The sequence below is a fragment of the Rubellimicrobium mesophilum DSM 19309 genome, from assembly GCF_000600335.2.
In the GTDB taxonomy this organism is placed as follows: Bacteria; Pseudomonadota; Alphaproteobacteria; order Rhodobacterales; family Rhodobacteraceae; genus Rubellimicrobium; species Rubellimicrobium mesophilum.
This window is the reverse complement of record NZ_KK088560.1, coordinates 154996-174291: the sequence shown is the minus strand read 5'-3', so window position 1 is coordinate 174291 and position 19296 is coordinate 154996. Positions and strand designations below refer to the sequence as shown.

The 19296-nt window shown below is 70.8% G+C and carries 17 protein-coding genes and 3 pseudogenes; 14 read left to right on the top strand and 6 right to left on the bottom strand.

Translation table 11 applies throughout. The annotated features are described in order from the left end of the window. Positions 1–138 precede the first annotated feature (138 nt). Positions 139–981, top strand: coding sequence for a universal stress protein (locus tag RUMESO_RS07370; protein WP_037279266.1), 843 nt, complete (start codon positions 139–141; stop codon positions 979–981). Positions 982–1005: 24 nt separating this feature from the next. On the opposite strand, the gene fnrL is transcribed toward RUMESO_RS07370, so the two are convergent. Next, the gene (gene fnrL / locus RUMESO_RS07365) at positions 1006–1794 is read right to left on the bottom strand and encodes a transcriptional regulator FnrL (protein ID WP_082483415.1); all 789 of its coding nucleotides are present in this window, start codon (positions 1792–1794) and stop codon (positions 1006–1008) included. Between the two features lie 97 nt (positions 1795–1891). Here fnrL and hemN point away from each other — a divergent pair. The 3 genes and pseudogenes from hemN to RUMESO_RS07350 all read left to right on the top strand — a co-directional run bounded on the left by hemN (position 1892) and on the right by RUMESO_RS07350 (position 5728). Continuing rightward, positions 1892–3246, top strand: a pseudogene (hemN, locus tag RUMESO_RS07360) (oxygen-independent coproporphyrinogen III oxidase). Between the two features lie 231 nt (positions 3247–3477). Further along, positions 3478–4647 carry an MFS transporter gene (locus RUMESO_RS07355; protein ID WP_037279264.1) on the top strand — a complete coding sequence of 390 codons (1170 nt, stop codon included), beginning with the start codon at positions 3478–3480 and terminating at the stop codon, positions 4645–4647. Positions 4648–4705: 58 nt separating this feature from the next. Further along, the gene (locus tag RUMESO_RS07350) at positions 4706–5728 is read left to right on the top strand and encodes an aspartate-semialdehyde dehydrogenase (protein ID WP_037279262.1); all 1023 of its coding nucleotides are present in this window, start codon (positions 4706–4708) and stop codon (positions 5726–5728) included. Between the two features lie 710 nt (positions 5729–6438). Here RUMESO_RS07350 and RUMESO_RS07345 read toward each other — a convergent pair. After that, the gene (locus RUMESO_RS07345; RefSeq protein ID WP_037279260.1) at positions 6439–7083 is read right to left on the bottom strand and encodes a carbonic anhydrase; all 645 of its coding nucleotides are present in this window, start codon (positions 7081–7083) and stop codon (positions 6439–6441) included. A 120-nt stretch (positions 7084–7203) separates the two neighbouring features. Between RUMESO_RS07345 and RUMESO_RS07340 the strand changes: the two genes are divergently transcribed. Next, positions 7204–8589 carry a leucyl aminopeptidase family protein gene (locus tag RUMESO_RS07340; RefSeq protein ID WP_037279258.1) on the top strand — a complete coding sequence of 462 codons (1386 nt, stop codon included), beginning with the start codon at positions 7204–7206 and terminating at the stop codon, positions 8587–8589. After that, positions 8586–9407 carry a C40 family peptidase gene (locus tag RUMESO_RS07335; RefSeq protein WP_037279256.1) on the top strand — a complete coding sequence of 274 codons (822 nt, stop codon included), beginning with the start codon at positions 8586–8588 and terminating at the stop codon, positions 9405–9407. The genes RUMESO_RS07340 and RUMESO_RS07335 overlap by 4 nt, the downstream gene beginning before the upstream one ends. A 3-nt stretch (positions 9408–9410) precedes the next feature. On the opposite strand, the gene RUMESO_RS07330 is transcribed toward RUMESO_RS07335, so the two are convergent. Next, a complete protein-coding gene (locus RUMESO_RS07330) occupies positions 9411–9761 on the bottom strand; it encodes a DUF2794 domain-containing protein (protein ID WP_037279254.1) in 351 nt (116 codons plus the stop codon). 126 nt (positions 9762–9887) lie between these two features. Between RUMESO_RS07330 and RUMESO_RS07325 the strand changes: the two genes are divergently transcribed. Further along, on the top strand, positions 9888–10262 hold the full coding sequence (locus RUMESO_RS07325; protein ID WP_037279252.1) for a GFA family protein: 375 nt from the start codon (positions 9888–9890) through the stop codon (positions 10260–10262). 4 nt (positions 10263–10266) lie between these two features. Here RUMESO_RS07325 and RUMESO_RS07320 read toward each other — a convergent pair whose 3' ends face one another. After that, entirely contained in the window at positions 10267–10605 is a 339-nt protein-coding gene (locus RUMESO_RS07320) for an I78 family peptidase inhibitor (protein WP_037279251.1), read from the bottom strand. Between the two features lie 77 nt (positions 10606–10682). Then, positions 10683–10991, bottom strand: a complete 309-nt coding sequence (locus RUMESO_RS24010; protein ID WP_051521105.1) for an I78 family peptidase inhibitor — start codon at positions 10989–10991, stop codon at positions 10683–10685. Positions 10992–11094: 103 nt separating this feature from the next. Here RUMESO_RS24010 and RUMESO_RS07310 point away from each other — a divergent pair. The 5 genes and pseudogenes from RUMESO_RS07310 (at position 11095) to RUMESO_RS07290 (ending at position 16541) form a co-directional block, all read left to right on the top strand. After that, a pseudogene (locus tag RUMESO_RS07310) lies at positions 11095–12227 on the top strand (S-(hydroxymethyl)glutathione dehydrogenase/class III alcohol dehydrogenase). A gap of 414 nt (positions 12228–12641) precedes the next feature. Next, complete coding sequence (locus RUMESO_RS07305; RefSeq protein ID WP_245639182.1) at positions 12642–14579, top strand: methanol/ethanol family PQQ-dependent dehydrogenase; 1938 nt, start codon at positions 12642–12644, stop codon at positions 14577–14579. A gap of 69 nt (positions 14580–14648) precedes the next feature. Further along, positions 14649–15182: a c-type cytochrome, methanol metabolism-related gene (locus RUMESO_RS07300; protein WP_211262811.1), complete on the top strand. Its 534-nt coding sequence runs from the start codon at positions 14649–14651 to the stop codon at positions 15180–15182. Then, a complete protein-coding gene (locus tag RUMESO_RS07295; protein ID WP_037279248.1) occupies positions 15163–15996 on the top strand; it encodes a substrate-binding domain-containing protein in 834 nt (277 codons plus the stop codon). Before RUMESO_RS07300 ends, RUMESO_RS07295 begins: the two co-directional genes overlap by 20 nt. 5 nt (positions 15997–16001) lie before the next feature. Beyond that, a complete protein-coding gene (locus RUMESO_RS07290; protein ID WP_037279246.1) occupies positions 16002–16541 on the top strand; it encodes a PQQ-dependent catabolism-associated CXXCW motif protein in 540 nt (179 codons plus the stop codon). A gap of 20 nt (positions 16542–16561) precedes the next feature. On the opposite strand, the gene RUMESO_RS07285 is transcribed toward RUMESO_RS07290, so the two are convergent. Then, complete coding sequence (locus RUMESO_RS07285; protein WP_037279244.1) at positions 16562–17074, bottom strand: DUF3280 domain-containing protein; 513 nt, start codon at positions 17072–17074, stop codon at positions 16562–16564. Positions 17075–17144: 70 nt separating this feature from the next. On the opposite strand from RUMESO_RS07285, the gene RUMESO_RS07280 reads away from it, so the two are divergent. Together RUMESO_RS07280 and RUMESO_RS07275 are read left to right on the top strand one after the other, a co-directional pair. Continuing rightward, positions 17145–18332 carry an ABC transporter substrate-binding protein gene (locus RUMESO_RS07280; protein WP_037279380.1) on the top strand — a complete coding sequence of 396 codons (1188 nt, stop codon included), beginning with the start codon at positions 17145–17147 and terminating at the stop codon, positions 18330–18332. After that, positions 18329–19293 (top strand): annotated as a pseudogene (locus RUMESO_RS07275) (YVTN family beta-propeller repeat protein). Before RUMESO_RS07280 ends, RUMESO_RS07275 begins: the two are co-directional and overlap by 4 nt. Positions 19294–19296 lie beyond the last annotated feature (3 nt).

The window sequence follows — 19296 nt, the reverse complement described above, 5'->3', positions numbered from 1 at the left end:
GTGGTCTGGGGCGCGGCATCCCACGACCGATCGCGGTTTTCCTTGATCCAGGTCAAACCGCCCCGGCCGACTCCGTGACAAGGATCAAGGCGCGGCAGCGGAGACACGGCCAGTCTCCAACGCGAAAGGAGACCCGTCATGGCGATTCGGACCCTGAGCCTGGTGATCACCGACGAGACCGGCGACGCCCCCGCGCTCCGCGCGGCCATCGCGATCGCCGCCCGCGAGGACGCGCAGATCGACCTCTTCTGCCTCGGCATCGAGCCCGTCCCCCTCGAGACGGTGCCCATGACCTCGACGCCGATGATGATGGAGGACTGGCGCCTCGAATCGCTCGAACGGGCGCAGGCGCTGGCCTCCTGGGCGCGGGCCCAGGTCCCGGCCGGCATCCGGGCGCGGGTGGAGCCGGTCACGGCCCAGAGCCTCGGGCTCGCCACGGCGCTGTCGCGCACCGCCCGCTTCTCGGACCTGCTGGTGACGGGGCGCCCCTACGGGCCCGCCCACGACCCGCTCGCCCCCATCGTGGCCGAGGCGCTGCTCTTCGGGACCGGCGGGCCGGTCCTGGTCGTCCCCGACCACGCCCGCACCGACTGGGACCGGCCCTTCCGCCGGATCTGCGTCGCCTGGAACGACGGGGACGAGGCGCTCCGCGCCGTCCGGGCCGCGCTGCCCTTCCTCAAGGCCGCCGAGACCGTGGACATCGCCATCGTGGACCCGCCGCTCCACGCCCACGACCGGGCGGATCCGGGCGGCGCGCTGGGCCTCTGGCTCGCCCGCCACGGCGTCCAGGCCGAGATCGCCGTCCTCGCCCGGACCGAGCCGCGCGTGGCCGACGTGCTGGCCCGCTTCTGTCAGGAGAGGGGGGCCGAGGCCCTGGTCATGGGCGCCTTCGGCCATTCCCGCCTGCGCGAGGCGCTCCTGGGCGGCACGACCCGCGCCATGCTGGCCGCCGTGCCGCTGCCCCTCCTGATGGCCCACTGAGGGATGGGAGAGGGGATGCCGCTGTCAGGCGATCAGGCCGCCGTCCATGTCGTCGCCCGTCTCCGCCATCAGGAGGCGGATGTCCGGCACGGCGATGCGGCGCTTGCCGTCCAGCTCAATCACGCCCTCGTTCTTGAGGGCGCTGATCTGGCGGCTGACCGTCTCGAGCGTGAGCCCCAGGTAGTCCGCCATCGCCTCGCGCGTCAGCGGCAGGTCGATCACGATCGGGCCCTTGATCGCCGGGAGCCCCACCGTCGCCTCGCGCCGCGCCACGATGGTGAGGAGGGAGGCGATCTTCTCCCGCGCCGTCTTGCGGCCCAGGATCAGCATCCACTCCCGCGCCGCATCCAGCTCGTCGAGCGCCATGTCGAGGAGCCGCTCCGCCACGGCGGGGGTGCTCACCAGGAGCTGCTCGAAGGGCTTGCGGCGGAAGCAGCAGAGCGTGACCTCGCTGACCGCCGTCACGTCGTAGGGCGTGGAGGAGCGGCCCGGGCGGCCGATGAAGTCCGAGGGCAGCAGGAGGCCCACCATCTGCTTGCGGCCGTCCGCCATGGTCTGGCTGATCGTCGCCACGCCCCGCACGACCGAGCCCACGAAGCCCATCTCGTCACCGGCCCAGGCAATGGCCTGCCCGGCCTCGTAGGTGCGGTAATACTTGATCTCCTCGAGCCGCTGGAGATCCTCCGCGTCGCAACGGGCGCAGACGGCGCGGTGCCGGATGGGGCAGCCCGCGCACTCCACCTCGACGTTCTTGAGCTTCGGGACCGGGGCGGAAGAGGTCACGGTTCGGGACAGCCTCTGGTCGAACGGCATGGGCGCCTCGCATGTGATCGTGCGGCAGGACAGGCCGGGGATCAAGGGATCAGGGCCGGCCAGGGCCCTCATAACGCTATTTCCGACAGGGTTTGCAATGCCCTTGCATGACCAACTGAGGGCCCTGGGTCTCTTTGACGCACGCGCCCCGCGCTACACCAGCTACCCGCCCGCCAATCATTTCGGCGCAACCGTCGGGCCCGCCGAGACGACGGGCTGGATCGAGGCGGTCCCGGCGGGCGCCCGCATCTCGCTCTACGTCCACATCCCCTACTGCCGGCGGCTCTGCTGGTTCTGCGCCTGCCGCACGCAGGGCACGCAGACCGACCGCCCGCTGATCCCCTACCTCGCGCAGATCAGGGCCGAGCTCGCGCTGGTGGGCCGCCACCTGCGCCCCGACGTGGAGGTCGCGGCGATCCACCTGGGCGGCGGCACCCCCACGATCCTGCCCGCCGGGATGCTCGCCGAGCTCTGCGACGCCCTCAACGCCTTCCGCCCCCCGGCGAAGGACCTGAGCTTCTCCGTCGAGATCGACCCGACCGAGGTGGACGAAGCCCGCCTGCGCGTCTCGGCGCGGCGGGGCTCACCCGCGCCTCGGTCGGCGTGCAGGACTTCGATCCCGTGGTGCAGGACGCCATCGGCCGCGCCCAGCCCTACGAGCTCACCCGCGACGTGGTGGACATGATCCGCGACCAGGGCGTCCGCAGCCTCAGCATGGACATGCTCTACGGCCTGCCGCACCAGACGCGCGGGCGCATGGCGGCCTCGGTCCAGAAGCTGCTCTCGCTCTCGCCCGACCGCCTCGCGCTCTACGGCTACGCGCACGTCCCCTGGATGGCCAAGCGGCAGGTCCTGATCGACGCGACCGCCCTCCCCGACTCCGAGGAGCGGCTCGACCTCTTCGAGGCCGCCGCGCGGATGCTGGTCTGGGACGGCTACAAGGAGGTCGGCATCGACCACTTCGCCCGCGAGGGGGACCCGCTGGAGGTCGCCTCGCGCGAGGGGCGGATGCGCCGCAACTTCCAGGGCTACACCGAGGACGGCTCGCAGGTGCTCATCGGCCTGGGCGCCTCGGCCATCTCGCGCTATCCGCAGGGCTACACGCAGAACGCCTCGACCTCCTCCTCCTACGCGCAGGCGATCAAGAGGGGCCGCCTGGCCACCGAGCGCGGCCACGCCATGAGCGCCGACGACATGCTGCGCGCCGACATGATCGAGCGGCTGATGTGCCGCTTCGAGCTCGACCTGCCCGAGATCGCTGCGGCGCACGGCGTCCCGGTCGACGACCTCCTGCGCCTGACCGCGCCGCTGCGCCGCCGCTTCGCCGGCTGGACCGCCACCGACGGGGAGGTCATCGCCCTGGTCCGCTCCCCGCGCCTGATCGCGCGCCTCGCCGCGCTGGCGCTCGACGCCTACGCCATGCCCGAGGGCCGCCACAGCCGGGCGCTCTGATCGGACCAAGGTCCGGGGCCCGCAACCCCGCCTCGGGAGGGGCGTTGAGCCTGCGTAACGAGTGCCGGTTTCCGAGTGACGCCGGGCGGGAACTCCGCCGAGCGCCCAGCCCGGTCGTTGAGAGGTGAATGGCGGGGCTGCGACCAGCGGCCCCGCCTCGACGCCTTGCCCTTCCTGTCCCGGCGCTCCACCTTGGCCGCCGACGCGGAGGAAAGGGGACCGGCGGAGGTCATGAAGGTCGGGATCGCCTGCCTCGCCGGGGCCTATGTCCTCTCGCAGTTCTACCGCGCCTTCCTGGCGGTCCTGACGCCGGACCTCGGCCGCGACCTCGGCGCCACGGCGGGCGACCTCGCCTGGGCCTCCGGGCTCTGGTTCCTGGCCTTCGCCGCCATGCAGATTCCCGTGGGCGCCGCGCTCGACCGCATGGGACCGCGCCGCACGGTGGCCTCGGTCCTGGGGCTCGCGGGCGGGGGTGGGGCCCTGCTCTTCGCGCTGGCCCAGACGCCCGGCCAGGTCATGCTCGCCATGGCGCTGATCGGGGCGGGCTGCTCGCCGGTCCTGATGGCCGCCTACGTCATCTTCGCCCGGGTCTACCCGCCCGCGATCTTCGCCACGCTGGCGGGCATGACCCTCGGCCTCGGGAGCCTCGGCAACGTCCTCTCCGCCGCGCCCCTCGCCGCGCTGGTGGGTGCCGTGGGCTGGCGCGCGGCCCTCGGCGGCCTCGCGGCGGTCACCCTCCTCGTCGCCGCCCTCCTCTGGCTCGCCGTCACCGACCCGCCGCGCGGCCCCGACGGCCCCACGCGCGGCTCGGTCCTCGACCTCCTGCGGATGCGGGCGCTCTGGCCGATCCTCTTGATGATGTTCGCGGGCTACGGCCCCGCCGCCTCGCTCCGAGGCCTCTGGGCAGGCCCCTTCGCCCGCGACCTCCATGGCGCGGACGCGGGCGTGATCGGCTGGGTGACGCTCGCCATGGGCCTCGCCATGGTGGCGGGCAACTTCGCCTACGGCCCGGCGGACCGCCTTTTCGGGACGCGCAAGTGGGTGGTCTGGGCCGGCAACGCCGTGGTCCTCGCGGCGCTCCTCCTGCTGGCCGCGAACCCGGGGGCGAGCCTCGGCCGGGCGACGCTCCTCCTCGCGGTCGCGGGCTTCTGCGGCTCGGCCTTCCCGCTCATCATGGCGCATGCCCGCGCCTTCGTCCCCCCGCACCTGACGGGCCGGGGCGTCACCCTCGTCAACATGTTCGGCATCGGCGGCGCGGGCCTCATGCAGTTCGCCTCCCGTCCCATCCATGGCGCCTTCGCCGACCCCACGCAGGCCTACCGCGCGCTCTTCCTCTTCTTCGCCGCCGTCGTGGCGCTGGGTCTCCTCGCCTACCTCCTCGCCCGCGACCGCGCGGACTGACCCTTTCGCCTTCCCGCGCCCTGCCTTAAGAGGCGTCCGATTCGAAAGGGGACCAAAGATGGGCTACAAGGTCGTCGTCGTCGGCGCCACGGGCAACGTGGGGCGCGAGATGCTCAACATCCTGGCCGAGCGGGAATTCCCGGTGGACGAGATCGCCGCTCTCGCCAGCCGGAAATCGCTGGGGACCGAGGTGAGCTTCGGCGACCGAACCCTCAAGACCCAGGACCTCGACCAGTTCGACTTCACCGGCTGGGACATCGCCCTCTTCGCCATCGGCTCGGACGCCACGAAGCAGTACGCCCCCAAGGCGGCCGCGTCCGGCTGCATCGTGATCGACAACTCCTCGCTCTACCGCTACGACCCCGAGGTCCCGCTGGTGGTGCCCGAGGTCAACGCCGACGCGGTGATGGGCTACGGCCGCAAGAACATCATCGCCAACCCCAACTGCTCCACGGCGCAGATGGTGGTGGCGCTCAAGCCGCTCCACGACCGCGCCAAGATCAAGCGCGTCGTCGTATCGACCTACCAGTCCGTCTCCGGCACCGGCAAGGAGGCCATCGACGAGCTCTGGAACCAGACCAAGGGCGTCTACGTCCCCGGCCAGGAGGTCGAGCCCTCGGTCTACCCGCGCCAGATCGCCTTCAACGTCATCCCCCACATCGACTCCTTCATGGAGGACGGCCAGACGCGCGAAGAGTGGAAGATGACGGTCGAGACCAAGAAGATCCTCGACCCCTCGATCAAGGTCACGGCCACCTGCGTCCGCGTCCCGGTCTTCGTCGGCCACAGCGAGGCGGTGAACGTCGAGTTCGAGGACTTCCTCGACGAGGAGGAGGCGCGCGATATCCTGCGCGAGGCCCCCGGCTGCCTCGTCGTGGATAAGCGCGAGCCCGGCGGCTACGTCACGCCCATCGAGTGCGTGGGCGAATACGCCACCTACATCAGCCGCATCCGCCAGGACGGGACCATCGAGAACGGCCTGAACATGTGGATCGTCTCGGACAACCTGAGGAAGGGCGCCGCCCTCAACGCGGTGCAGATCGCCGAGGTGCTCGGCCAGCGGGTGCTGAAGAAGGGCTGAGGAGTGGTCCCCGCCCATCCGGGCGGGGACGAAACCGCCCGGGGGGCTGCTTCGAACGACGAAGGCCCCGAGCCCCTGCGAGGGGCAGGAAGCGGGACAGGACCGCAACCATCGCTGCGCCCTGGTCCGACCGCAGGCGACCTAGCGCCGATTCCCGTAGGGCGGGGCTCACCCCGCCACGCGACGCCCGAGCCCCGCACGACGCCGACCGGTCCCCCGTAGGGTGCGCTTCCAGCGCACCCTCCTCGTCCCCCGCCCGAATCACCGCCGCTTGGTGCGGTGGAGCGCACCCTGCCGGGCCACGCAACACCCCGGCCGGAGTGGTTTTGCAGACGGATCAACCCCTTGCTCCCGGGGTGTTGCGTCCCCCCCACCCCCACCGAACGCCCCGTTCACCACTCGTTAACCCCGCTCCGGCATACTGATTCGCAGACCCATCAGAGAGCCCGGCCCAGCCCCGGGCCACGGAGACCATGAGCAGGCACCCCTTCGGCGCGCCCCGTTGAGCCGCCCACATACCAGGACGGGAGATCCTCCCCGGCCCTTCCATAGACTCAAGCCCGCCGAAGAGGCGGTCCGGACAGGCGTGGCAAGCCCCTTGGCACCGGGCCCACGCAACCCGGAGGCCCCGCGGGATTAGATTTCATTTGGGGACCCCGCCTCCCGGTCCGAAGCCCCCCGGCTCCGGCCCTATGGCAAGCCCCCCTCGCTCACAGCGTCACGAAGCTCCCCCGCTCCGGGTCCCACCCCTCCAGCGTCCCCTCGCGGATGTGGTGCCAGAGCCCGTGCAGCGTCAGCCGCCCGTCCTCGACGGCCTGGCGCACGAAGGGGAAGGTCATCAGGTTCTTCAGCGACACCATCACCGCCGCCTTCTCCAGCGCCTCGATCCGCTCCGCGTCGTCGCCCGGCGGCAGCGTCTCGTAGCCGGGCCGCAGGATGTCCATCCAGCGCCCGATGAAGCTGGTCGACTCGTCGAGCTCGGGCGCGTGGCCCTCGCACATGTCGTAGCAGCCCTTCACCCCCCCGCACTGCGAATGGCCGAGCACGATCAGGTGCGCGACCCGGAGGCTGCGGACCGCGTATTCCACCGCCGCCGAGGTCCCGTGGTGCCCGGCGTCCGGCTGGAACGAGGGGACGAGGTTGGCGATGTTGCGGTGGATGAAGAACTCGCCCGAATCCGCCCCGAAGATCGAGGTGACGTGCACCCGGCTGTCGCAGCACGAGATCACCATGGCGCGCGGGTGCTGCCCCTCGTCGGCGAGGTGGCGGTACCAGGCGCGGTTCTCGTTGTAGGTGGTGGCCCTCCAACCATGATAGCGGCGGACGAGGTATTCGGGCAGGGGGCGGATCGGCATCGGTGTCCTCGCGTCAGCAGCGGCGCCATATGGGCCGAATCGCGGCCGGGACGCAACGTGGGCTTGCGGCGGCGGCGCGCGGGGCTAGGGTCTGCGCCCGACCGCCATACCCGAGGCCCCATGACCGCCCCCAGCTTCGCCCCCGACGCGCCCGACGCCATCCCCCTCCTCGCCGTGGAGCCCGAGGGGCTCGACGCCGCCCTGGACGCGCTGCCGCCTGAGCAGGCCGCCTGGGCGCGCACCCTGGGCTTCAAGGCGGGCTCGGGCGAGGTCGCGCTGCTGCCGGGGGAGGGTGGCCTTGCCCACGCGCTCGTCGGCCGGGGCAAGCCCGAGAGGCGCGGGCGCGAGCGCTTCGCCCTCGCCAAGGCGGTCGCGAAGCTCCCCGAGGGCGCCTACCGCCTCGACGGCAACCTCCCCGAGCGCGAGCTCCGCGAAGGCGCCCTCGGCTGGCTCCTCGAAGGCTACCGCTTCGCCCGCTACAAGGACCAGACCCCGCCCAAGGCCCGCCTCGTCGCCCCCGAGGGGGTCGACGCCGCGCGGCTGGAGACGCTGGCCGCCGCCGAGTGGCTGACCCGCGACCTCATCAACACCCCCTCGAACGACATGGGTCCCGCCGAGCTCGAGGCCGCCGCCCGCCAAGTGGCCGAGGAGGCCGGCGCCACGATCCGCGTCACCGTGGGCGACGACCTCCTCGCGGAGAACTTCCCGCTGATCCACACGGTCGGCCGCGCCGCCGCGCCCCATCGGGCGCCGCGCCTGATCGACCTGATCTGGGGCGGCGACGGCCCGCAGCTCACGCTCATCGGCAAGGGCGTCTGCTTCGACACCGGCGGCCTCGACATCAAGCCCTCGGCCTCAATGCTCACCATGAAGAAGGACATGGGCGGCGCGGCGACGGTCCTGGGCCTCGCCAAGGCCATAATGGGCCTAGGCCTGCCGCTGCGCCTGCGCGTCCTGATCCCGGCGGTCGAGAACGCCATCGGCTCCGACGCCTTCCGCCCCGGCGACATCCTCCGCTCGCGCAAGGGCCTGACGGTCGAGGTCAACAACACCGACGCCGAAGGCCGACTCGTCCTCGCCGACGCCCTGGCGCTGGCAGCCGAGGGCGAGCCCGGCCTCACCGTCACCTTCGCGACCCTCACGGGGGCCGCCCGCGTCGCCGTGGGCCCGGACCTCGCCCCCTTCTTCACCGACGACGAGGACCTCGCGACCGCCCTCGCGCGCGGTGGCAAGGACTGGGCCGACCCCGTCTGGCGCCTCCCCTTCCACGAGGCCTACGAGTCGATGATCGAGCCCGGCATCGCCGACCTCGACAACGCCCCCTCAGGCGGCATGGCCGGCGCGATCACGGCAGCCTTGTTCCTGCGCCGCTTCGCGCCCCCGCGCTACTGCCACTTCGACATCTTCGCCTGGTCGCAGTCGAATGCCCCCGGCCGTTCCAAGGGCGGCCTCATGATGGGCGCCCGGGCCCTCCTCGCCGCCCTGCCCGAGGCGCTCGGCCTGTGACCGACTCGCGCCTCACCCCCGCCAACGGCCGCGTCGCCGCCGAACGCCTGCGCGGCCAGGTCGAGGCCGCCCGCTTCGTCGCGGGCGAGCCCCGCCGCGTCGCCGTCCCCGTGGCCGACCTCGACGGCTCGCCGGGGGGGATGCGCGACCGCCAGCTCCTCTGGGGCGAGGCGGTCACGGTCTACGAGACCCGCGACGGCTTCGCCTTCGTCGAGGCGGGGCGCGACGGCTACGTCGGCTACGTCACGGCGGTCTCGCTCGGCCCGGCCCGCGCGCCGACGCACCGGGTGGCCGTCCCCGCCACCCATCTCTACCGCGACGACGACATGAAGAGCCCCGACCTCCGGCACCTCTCCTTCGGCGCTCTGGTCACGGTCGAGGCCGAGGGCCGGAAATTCTGGGAAACGCCCGAGGGCTACATCCCCAAGCCTCACCTCCGCCCCCTCGACCGTCCCTTCACCGACCCGGCCGCCGTGGCGCAGCTCCATTTCGGCGTGCCCTACCTCTGGGGTGGCAACTCGGTCCTGGGGATCGACTGCTCCGGCCTCGTGCAGGCGGCGCTCCTCGCCTGCGGGATCGCCTGCCCCGGCGACAGCGACCTCCAGCAGGCCCTGGGCGCCGCCATCCCCGAGGGCGAGCTCCTCCGGCGCGGCGACCTCCTCTTCTGGAAGGGTCACGTCGCCATGGCCGTGGACGAGGGGACGCTGATCCACGCCAACGCCCACCACATGGCCGTGGCCTACGAGGACCTGGACAAGGCGATCCTGCGAATCAGGGCGCAGGGCGACGGCGAGGTCGTGGCTCGCCGGCGGCCCTGAGGGCTACTCCACCAGCTTCGGCTTGGGCGCGATGACCCTCAGCACCTGTCCGAGGTCGTGGCCGCGCCGGAGCACCTGCCCCTCGGCCCCGATCACCGCATATTGCCCCTGCCTGCTGCGGAGCGCGGGCCGCTTCTCGATCCGGTAGAGCGGCGTCTCGGCCGTCCTGCGGAAGACCGCGAACACGGCCACGTCCCTCAGGTGCGAGATGCCGTAGTCGCGCCATTCGCCAGCGGCGACCATTTGCCCGTAGAGGGCGAGGATGGCGCTCAACTCGGTGCGGTGGAAGGCGACCTGGGTGGGGCCGACGGTGGGGGCGGGCCCCGGAAAGGGGATCGGCGGCAGGATGGACATGGGAGAGAGTCTGGGGCCGTCCGGCCCTCAAATCAAGGCGCGGGTCGCAGCCCCGTGAGATGCTGACGCAAACCGTCACCATCCCCGTGCGAGGATTCCCGCATCCCATCTCGAGAGGAGACCGCCTTGCCCTTCACCGCCACCTGCCACTGCGGCGCCACCCGCCTCGAGGTGGATCGCCTGCCCGAGGCCGTCACCGCCTGCACCTGCACCTATTGCAGCAAGGTGGGCGGGCTCTGGGCCTACTACGAGCCCGGCGAGGTCCGGGTCCGCGCGGACGCCGAGGACCGCAGCTATACCGCGACCGGGATCAACGACCACCATTTCTGCGGTCGCTGCGGCTGCACGACCCACGGCATCTCACCCGCCTTCACCGAGGCGCATATCGGCAGCGGCACCCTGCCCGAGGAGAAGCGCTGGTCGATCAACGCCCGCCTCTTCGACGGTGTGGACCTGGCCGCCATCCCGGTAAGGGAGATCGACGGCCGCAACCTCTGGTGAGGGATCAGCCGCAGCGGATGCGCTCGACCTCGCCCAGCTCGTCCAGCTCGAAGTTCAGCCGCTGCGCGTTGAAGTCCATCGTCACCGCGTCGCCCGGCCGGATCACCCGGATCGGGTTCGCGAAGCGCGCCGCGTCGAGCACCGAGGCGTCCTGGCCGATGTAACTGGTGAGGCGGGAGGCGCCGCAGGTGTCGTCGGCCGGGCTCGGCAGCACCGGTGGCGGCATGTCGCCGCCCAGGGCGGGCGGCGCCTCGGCCGGTGGCGTCGTCCCGCCGCCCGGGGCCTCGCAGCCCGCGAGGGCCAGCGCGGCCAGGACAGGGAAGGCGCGAAGGGACAGGGTCATGGCAGGCTCATCCGTTCGGGGTCGCGCCAGAGTCTGGCTCCGCGCGGCTCCGAATCAAGGGAAGCGGGGCAAGAGGCTCAGCCGCAGTCCACCGCCGCGACCTTGCCCGCCGAATCCAGGCGGATGTTGGCGCGGGTCGGGTCCTGGTCGTCGGCGATCATGTCGCCGGGCGCGAGGATGCGGACCGGGCCGGGGCCCTGGATCGTCGTGCCCTCGACCACGCTCCGGTCCTGCCCCACGAACTGCCGGAGGCCGCGGGCGCCGCAGGAATCGCCCGGGTCGACCACGATCGCGCCCGGGGTGCCGTTGGGCACCGGGATGGGAATGACGCAGCCTGGAAGCGCAGCCAAGGCGAGGAGCGGGAGGGCAAGGCGGAGTTGGGTCATGGTCGCGATCCTATCACGGCTCGCGCGGTGGCCAAGCGGCGGAGTTGAATTCTCCTCACGGGAGTGTTGAAGCTCTTCCCGAAGGAACAGGGAGGACATCCTCATGCGCACGCGTGCTGCCGTGGCTCTTCGGGCTGGGGCTCCGCTGGAGATCATGGACGTGAACCTGGAGGGTCCGCGGGCCGGGGAGGTTCTGGTGGAGGTCCGGGCGACGGGGATCTGCCACACCGACGAGTTCACGCTGTCGGGGGCGGACCCGGAGGGGCTGTTTCCGGCGATCCTGGGCCACGAGGGGGCGGGGGTGGTGCTGGAGGTCGGCCCCGGGGTGACGAGCGTGAAGCCCGGCGACCACGTGATCCCGCTCTACACGCCGGAGTGCCGGCAGTGCCCCTCGTGCCTGAGCCGCAAGACCAACCTGTGCACGGCCATTCGCGCCACGCAGGGGCAGGGGCTGATGCCGGACGGGACCTCGCGCTTCTCGATGCTCGATGGCACGCCGATCCTGCACTACATGGGCTGCTCGACGTTTGCGAACCACACGGTGCTCCCCGAGATCGCGGTGGCCAAGGTGCGCGAGGACGCGCCCTTCGACAAGATCTGCTACATCGGCTGCGGGGTGACGACCGGGGTGGGGGCGGTGATCAACACCGCGCAGGTGGAGGTGGGCGCCACGAGCGTCGTGTTCGGGCTGGGCGGCATCGGCCTCAACGTCATCCAGGGGCTCAGGCTCGCCGGGGCCGACATGATCATCGGCGTCGACCTCAACCCCGAGCGCGAGGCCTGGGGCCGCGCTTCGGCATGACCCACTTCGTGAACGCCTCCGAGGTGCCGCCGGACCAGATGGTGGCACACCTCGTCAACCTGACCAAGCGGCGGGGCGACACGATCGGCGGGGCGGACTACACCTTCGACTGCACCGGCAACGTCAAGGTGATGCGCCAGGCGCTGGAATGCGCCCACCGCGGCTGGGGCGTGTCGGTGGTGATCGGGGTGGCGGCGGCGGGGGCGGAGATCAGCACGCGCCCCTTCCAGCTCGTCACCGGGCGGGTGTGGAAGGGCACCGCCTTCGGCGGCGCGCGCGGGCGCACCGACGTGCCCAAGATCGTCGACTGGTACATGGACGGCAAGATCCAGATCGACCCGATGATCACCCACACCCTCAGCCTCGACCAGATCAACCAGGGCTTCGACCTCATGCACAAAGGCGAAAGCGTCCGAAGCGTCGTCGTGTATTGAGAAGGGCCGGACGGGAGAGGACTAATACCAAGGTCGTAGAGATGCACAGGAGTGGCAGCACTAACTTCGCCGATACGATCCTCGTCGCGCCCTTCGGAGCGGTGCCGGACGCGCCCGCTTCCGTCATCGCGGACGAGGCTCGGGGCAGGTCGAGAGGTGTCCGCCGCTCCAGGGATCCTCGCCCGGGAGGGGCCATGCGAGATCGAATCCGGGAAAGGACGCGCGGCGCCATGACCCGGGTGCCCGCGACCATCGGGGTCCGGGGCCACAGGAAGGAGTAAGCCAGGACGATCTTCGGGACGGCACCTGCGGGACATGTCCTGAGCCCGCGCCAGGTGGCAGCCAGCGGAGGTGGAGGCTCCGCCCGTCCAGATGAGTGAACGGACGACCAAGTCCCACCCAGGGAGGAAAAAGGTGAGAAGATCACTTATGATGTCCGCTGCGGTCCTCGCAGTCGGAGCGGCCCAGGCATTCGCCCAGGAGGCCCAGACGGACCAGACCGATCAGGCGGCTACGACGGACCAGACGGCCCCGGCGGACCAGACGGCGCAAACCGAACCCGCCACCGGGACCGATGAGGCAACCCAGACGGCCGACGCCGGCCAAGCGGGCCAGAGCGACCTGCAGACCATGATGGGCGACCCCAAGCAGTGGGTTCTGCAGGCCGGCGACTACGCGAACACGCGCTATTCCGAGCTCGAGGAGATCAACAAGGACAACGTGGGCGACCTGCAGGTGGCCTGGACCTTCTCCACGGGGGTGCTGCGCGGCCATGAGGGCGGCCCGCTCGTGATCGGCGACATGATGTATCTCACGACGCCGTTCCCGAACACCGTCTACGCGCTCGACCTCAACAACGACGGGCGCATCGTCTGGCGCTACGATCCCCAGCAGGACCCGAACGTGATCGCGGTCATGTGCTGCGACACGGTCAACCGTGGCGTGGCCTACGACAACAACACCATCTTCCTGCACCAGGCCGACACCACGCTCGTGGCGCTCGACGCGATGACGGGCGAGGTGAAGTGGAGCGTCAAGACCGGCGATCCCTCCAAGGGCGAGACCAACACCGCGACGGTGCTCCCGGTCAAGGACATGGTGCTCGTCGGCGTCTCGGGCGGCGAATACGGCGTGCGCGGCCGTCTGTCCGCCTACGACCAGGCCACGGGCGAGCTGCGGTGGCTCGCGTATTCGACAGGCCCGGACGAGGACATGCTCGTCGATCCCCAGAACACGACGGTCCTGGGCAAGCCCATCGGCGAGAACTCGTCGATCGATAGCTGGGAAGGCGACCAGTGGCAGATCGGCGGCGGCACGACCTGGGGCTGGTACAGCTACGACCCCGAGCTCGACCTGATTTACTACGGCACCGGGAACCCAGGGACTTGGAACCCGTCGCAGCGTCCGGGCGACAACAAGTGGTCCATGACCATCATGGCCCGCGACCCGGACGACGGCATGGCCCGGTGGTTCTACCAGAAGACGCCCCATGACGAGTGGGACTACGACGGCGTGAACGAGAACATCCTGGTCGATCAGGAGATCGACGGCCAGATGCGCCACCTCCTCGTCAACTTCGACCGGAACGGCTTCGCCTACACGCTGGACCGCGAGACGGGCGAGCTCCTCGTCGCCAAGAAGTACGATCCGGCCGTCAACTGGGCGACCGAGGTCGTGATGGACCCGAACTCGGACCAGTTCGGCCGGCCGCAGGTGGTCGCCGACTACTCGACCGCGCAGGGGGGCGAGGACACCAACGTCACCCAGATCTGCCCGGCCGCGCTCGGCTCCAAGGACCAGCAGCCGGCGGCCTTCTCGCCGGAGACGGGGCTGTTCTACGTGCCGACGAACCACGTCTGCATGGACTACGAGCCGTTCCGCGTCAGCTACACCGCAGGCCAGCCCTTCGTCGGGGCGACGCTCTCGATGTATCCGGCGCCGAACAGCCACGGCGGCATGGGCAACTTCATCGCCTGGGACGCCACCACGGGCGAGATCAAATGGTCGCTGCCCGAGCAGTTCTCGGTCTGGTCGGGCGCGCTCGCCACGGCGGGGGACATCGTCTTCTACGGGACGCTGGAAGGCTACCTGAAGGCGGTGGACGCCACCACGGGCGAGGAGCTCTACCGCTTCAAGACCCCCTCGGGGATCATCGGCAACATCAACACCTACGAGCATGACGGCAAGCAGTACGTGGCCGTCCTCTCGGGGATCGGCGGATGGGCCGGGATCGGCCTCGCGGCGGGCCTGACCAACCCGACCGAGGGCCTGGGCGCCGTGGGCGGCTATGCCGGCCTGCGGGACTTCACGGCCCTGGGCGGGCAGCTCACCGTCTTCGCGCTGCCGGACTGATCGGACCATGCAAATCACGCCGGCGGGGGCGTCCCCCGCCGGCCTTCACGACAGCAGGAGCTCATGAACATGCGCAAACCAGGCTCGCCGGGCGCCGTGCTCGCCATCCTCATGCTCACGGCCTCGGTCGGCTGGTCGCAGCAGGCGGACACGGCCGCGGCCCCGGACACCGCCGTGGCCCGCGAGGAGGACGGCCGCTACTTCAACGCCGAGGACATTCCCACCTTCCACATCGCCGAGGACGGGACCGTCGACTGGCGCACCTATTCGGGCTACCGCCGCTACCACTCGGAATGCCACGTCTGCCACGGGCCGGACGGCGAAGGGTCGAGCTACGCGCCCGCCCTGAAGAACTCCGTGATGCGGCTCGACTACTACGACTTCGTCGGCATCGTCGCGGGCGGGCGCCAGAACGTCGGCGGCGGCCACGAGAACGTCATGCCCGCCTTCGGCGACAACGCGAACGTCATGTGCTACCTGGACGACATCTACGTCTATCTCCGGGCCCGTGGCACCGACGCGATCCCGCGCGGGCGCCCCGCCAAGCACGACGACAAGACCGACGTGATCCGCGAGGACGAGAATGCCTGCATGGGCACCTGAGCGGGCGCTCGCGGCCCTGCTCTGCCTGGTCCTGGCCGGCGCGGCGGGCGCGCAGACCGCCGACCTCGTCTCGACGACGGCGTTCCGCGTCTGCTCCGATCCGGCCGCCTGGCCCGCCTCTTCGGAGGACGGGTCGGGATACGAGAACAGGATCGCCGAGCTTCTCGCGCGAGAGCTCGACCGGCGCGTCGAGTATGTCTGGTACCCGATGTCCACCGGGTTCATCCGCAACACGCTCAACGCGGCGCGCTGCGACGTGGTCATCGGCTATGCCCAGGACGCCGAGACGGTGCTCAACACCAACCACTACATGACCTCGACCCATGTCCTGGTCACCAAGGCGGACGGCCCCTTCGCCGACGTCGCCGAATTGTCCGATCCCCGGCTCAAGGACGCGCGGATCGGCCTCGTCGCGGGGAGCCCGCCCGCGACGCACCTTGCGCGGCTCGGCCTTCTCGGCAACATCAAGTCCTACGAGCTCTTCGCCGACCGGCGATACGACTCTCCGCCCGACATGATGATCGCCGACCTCGAATCCGGCGCGATCGACGTGGCGCTGATGTGGGGACCGATCGCCGGACCCATGGTCAAGCAGCGCCACCCCGACCTGACGGCTGTCCCGCTGCTCCACGAGGCCGCGCAGCCGCGCCTGTCCTACCGGATCACCATGGGCGTGCGGCAGGGCGAGGACGCCTGGAAGCGGCAGCTCAACTCCCTCATCCGGCGCCATCAGGACGAGATCGACGCGATCCTGCGCGATGCCGGGGTGCCGTTGCTGAACGACATGGGCACCGAACTGAAGCCGGAGGGTTAGGGTCCGTGCTGCGCGCCGCGCTCCTCCTCGCCGTCCTGCTCCCGGTGGCCGCAATGGCCGAGACCGTCCCGGAGCCCGAAGGCTATCGCGGCGCGCCCTACGCGGCGCCGGTGCCCGGGGGCCTCGCGGGCGCCACCACGGTGGACGCGGAGGAGGCGCATCGGCTCTGGGAGGCGGGCGATGTGGCCTTCGTGGACGTCCTCCCGCGCGAGCCCAAGCCCGGGAACCTGCCCGAGGGCACGATCTGGCACGAGCGTGCCCATGACGGCATCCCCGGCGCGACATGGCTGCCGAACGTCGGCTACGAGGCGCTTTCGACCGAGGAGGAGAGGTATTTCGGTGACGGGCTGCGGCAGGTCACCGGGGGCGATCCCTCCCGTCCGGTCCTGTTCTACTGCAAGCAGGACTGCTGGATGTCCTGGAACGCCGCCAAGCGCGCCCTGGCCATGGGCTACCGGAACGTCCTCTGGTTCCCTGGCGGCGCGGACGGCTGGGCGGGGGCGGGCTTCCCGACCGAGCGGGCCGAGCCGCTGGTGCGGCCGTGAGGGCGCCCCGTCTGGTCCGGTCACTCCTCGGCGAAGACGTGGTTGTCGAGGATGTATTGCCCGCCGCGCAGCCAGGACTCGTCGGTGTTCCCCCGGATGTCGACGGCCAGCATCCGCACGAGGTCTCCCGTGTCCGCCTCGCGCAGCGCGAGGTTCATCGACAGGATCAGGTTCGAGACCTTCTGGACCTCGCCCACGAGCGAATAGTCGGCGCCGAGCCTCTCGGCCATGCGGACCTCGCAATCGTTGCAATGCGCCGGGTTCTGGGTGCGCCCGAGCTCCTCGGCGACCGGCGTGGTGTCCACGAGGTCGAACCCCTCGGCAAGGAACCGGTCGCGGACCTCCTCCTCCAGGAGGGCGAGCCGCGCCGTCTCGTCGGCTCGGACGCCGTTGATCGCGCCCTCGGTCGAGGTGTCGATGAAGTGGATGCCGAAGAACGCGACCTTGGCGCCGGGCTTCAGCGCCTCCAGGGCCGGGGCCGCCCCGGGAAGGGCCAAGATCAAGGCGGCCGCGAAGGAAAGGGACTTCATCATTGCGATACCCGTTGGAAGCTGGATCGGACATAGGCCGCGCTCCGGCGCGGGCCAGCGGGGTGCGCCGGTGCTGAGGCGGGTCGCCGCGCTCTGCGCCCTCGGCCTTGCCGCCGCGCAGCCTGCCTCCTCCGCCGAGGTCCGCGCCGCCGTGCTGCGGGTGGACTATCCGGGGCTGCTGCCGATCTCGCGCCTCGACCTGCCGCCCGAGGACCTGGGCTTCGCGGGGGCGGAGCTCGCCACCGAGGACAATGCGACGACCGGCGGATTCCTGGGCGACACCTACGCGGTCCACGATGTCGCCGTCGCGCCGGAGGAGGCGCAGGCCGCCTTCGACCAGCTCGTCACGGAGGGCTACGGCATCGTGGTCGTGCTCGCGCATCGGGACGAGGTCCTGGCCTTTGCCGATTCCGCGCCGGAAGGAATGCTGATCCTCAACGCCGAGGCCACCGACGAATCCCTGCGCGGCGAGGACTGTCGGGCCAACGTCCTCCACGTCGCGCCGAGCGAGCGGATGCTGACGGACGCCCTCGCGCAGTTCCTGGTCTGGAAGCGCTGGGAGAGGTGGTTCCTCATCCACGGCTCGCATCCCGAGGACCTCGCCCTGGCGCAGGCCTACGAGGCCTCGGCCGAGAAGTTCGGCGCCACCATCGCGGAGGAGCGGGAGTTCGAGGACCGGGGCGGCGCGCGGGTCACGGACACGGGTCAGGCGCAGGTGCAGCAACAGATCCCGCTCTTCACCCAGGATGCGAGGCGGCACGACGTCGTCGTCGCGGCCGACGCGAGCGACGTCTTCGCGGCCTACCTGCCGTTCCAGACCTGGGACGCCCGGCCCGTCACCGGCTCGGCGGGCCTGCGCCCCGTGACCTGGCACCCCGCGCACGAGAGCTGGGGCGCCACGCAGATGCAGAACCGCTTCGAGGCCCTGGCCCATCGCCCCATGCGCGAGGAGGACTACCAGGCCTGGCTCGCCCTCCGCGTGGTGGGCGAGGCGGTGACGCGCACCCGCTCGGCCGACCCGCAGGCGATCCGGGACTATGCGCTCGGCCCCGACTTCGAGGTCGGCGCCTTCAAGGGGCAGCCGCTCACCTTCCGCGACTGGAACGGGCAGCTTCGCCAGCCGATCCTGCTGACCGATGGGCGCATCACCGTCAGCGTCTCGCCGCAGGAGGGATTCCTGCACCCGGTCTCGACGCTCGACACGCTGGGGCTCGACCGGCCCGAATCGAAATGCACCGCCTTTGGGGGAGGAGCGGAATGATCCGACACGCGACGGCCGCCGTCCTGCTCCTGGGGCTGGCCGCCCCAGCCCAGGCCTACAAGGTCTTCGTCTCCAACGAACGCGGCAACACCGTGACCGTGCTCGACAGCGACACCTGGGAGGTGCTGGCCGAGTTCCCCGCCGGGAACCGCCCGCGCGGCATCACCGTCGCGCCCGATGGCTCGGAGCTCTACGTCGCCTCCTCGGACGACGACATGATCCGCGTCTTCGACCCGAACACCTACGAGGAGACCCATACGCTGCCCTCGGGCCCCGACCCGGAGCTCTTCGTGCTCCATCCCTCGGGCAACCCGCTCTACATCGCGAACGAGGACGACAACCTCGTCACCGTCACGGACGTGAAGACGGGGCAGATCGTGGGCGAGATCCCGGTGGGCGTGGAGCCGGAAGGAATGGGCATCTCGCCGGACGGCAAGACGCTCGTGAACACCTCCGAGACGACGAACATGGCGCATTTCATCGACACGGAGACCTTCGAGATCACGCAGAACACGCTGGTGGACCAGCGCCCGCGCGTGGCGCAGTTCACGGCGGACGGCAAGCTGCTCTACGTCAGCTCCGAGATCGGCGGCACGGTAAGCGTGATCGACCCGGCGACCGGCGAGGTCCTGCACAGGATCAGCTTCGAGATCCCCGGCATCAACCCGAGCTGATCCAGCCCGTCGGCATCCGCATCACCGGGGACGGCAGCCGCGTCTTCGTGGCGCTGGGCCCCTCGAACCGAGTCGCGGTCATCGACGGCGCGACATGGGAAGTGCTGGACTATCTCCTCGTCGGCCAGCGGGTCTGGCAGCTCGCCTTCACGCCGGACGAGAGGTTCCTCGTCACGACCAACGGCAACTCCAACGACGTGTCCATCATCGACGTGGAGGCGCAGGAGGTGGTCCGGTCCGTGCAGGTCGGCCAGCAGCCCTGGGGGGTCGTGGTCGCGCCAGAGTGAAGG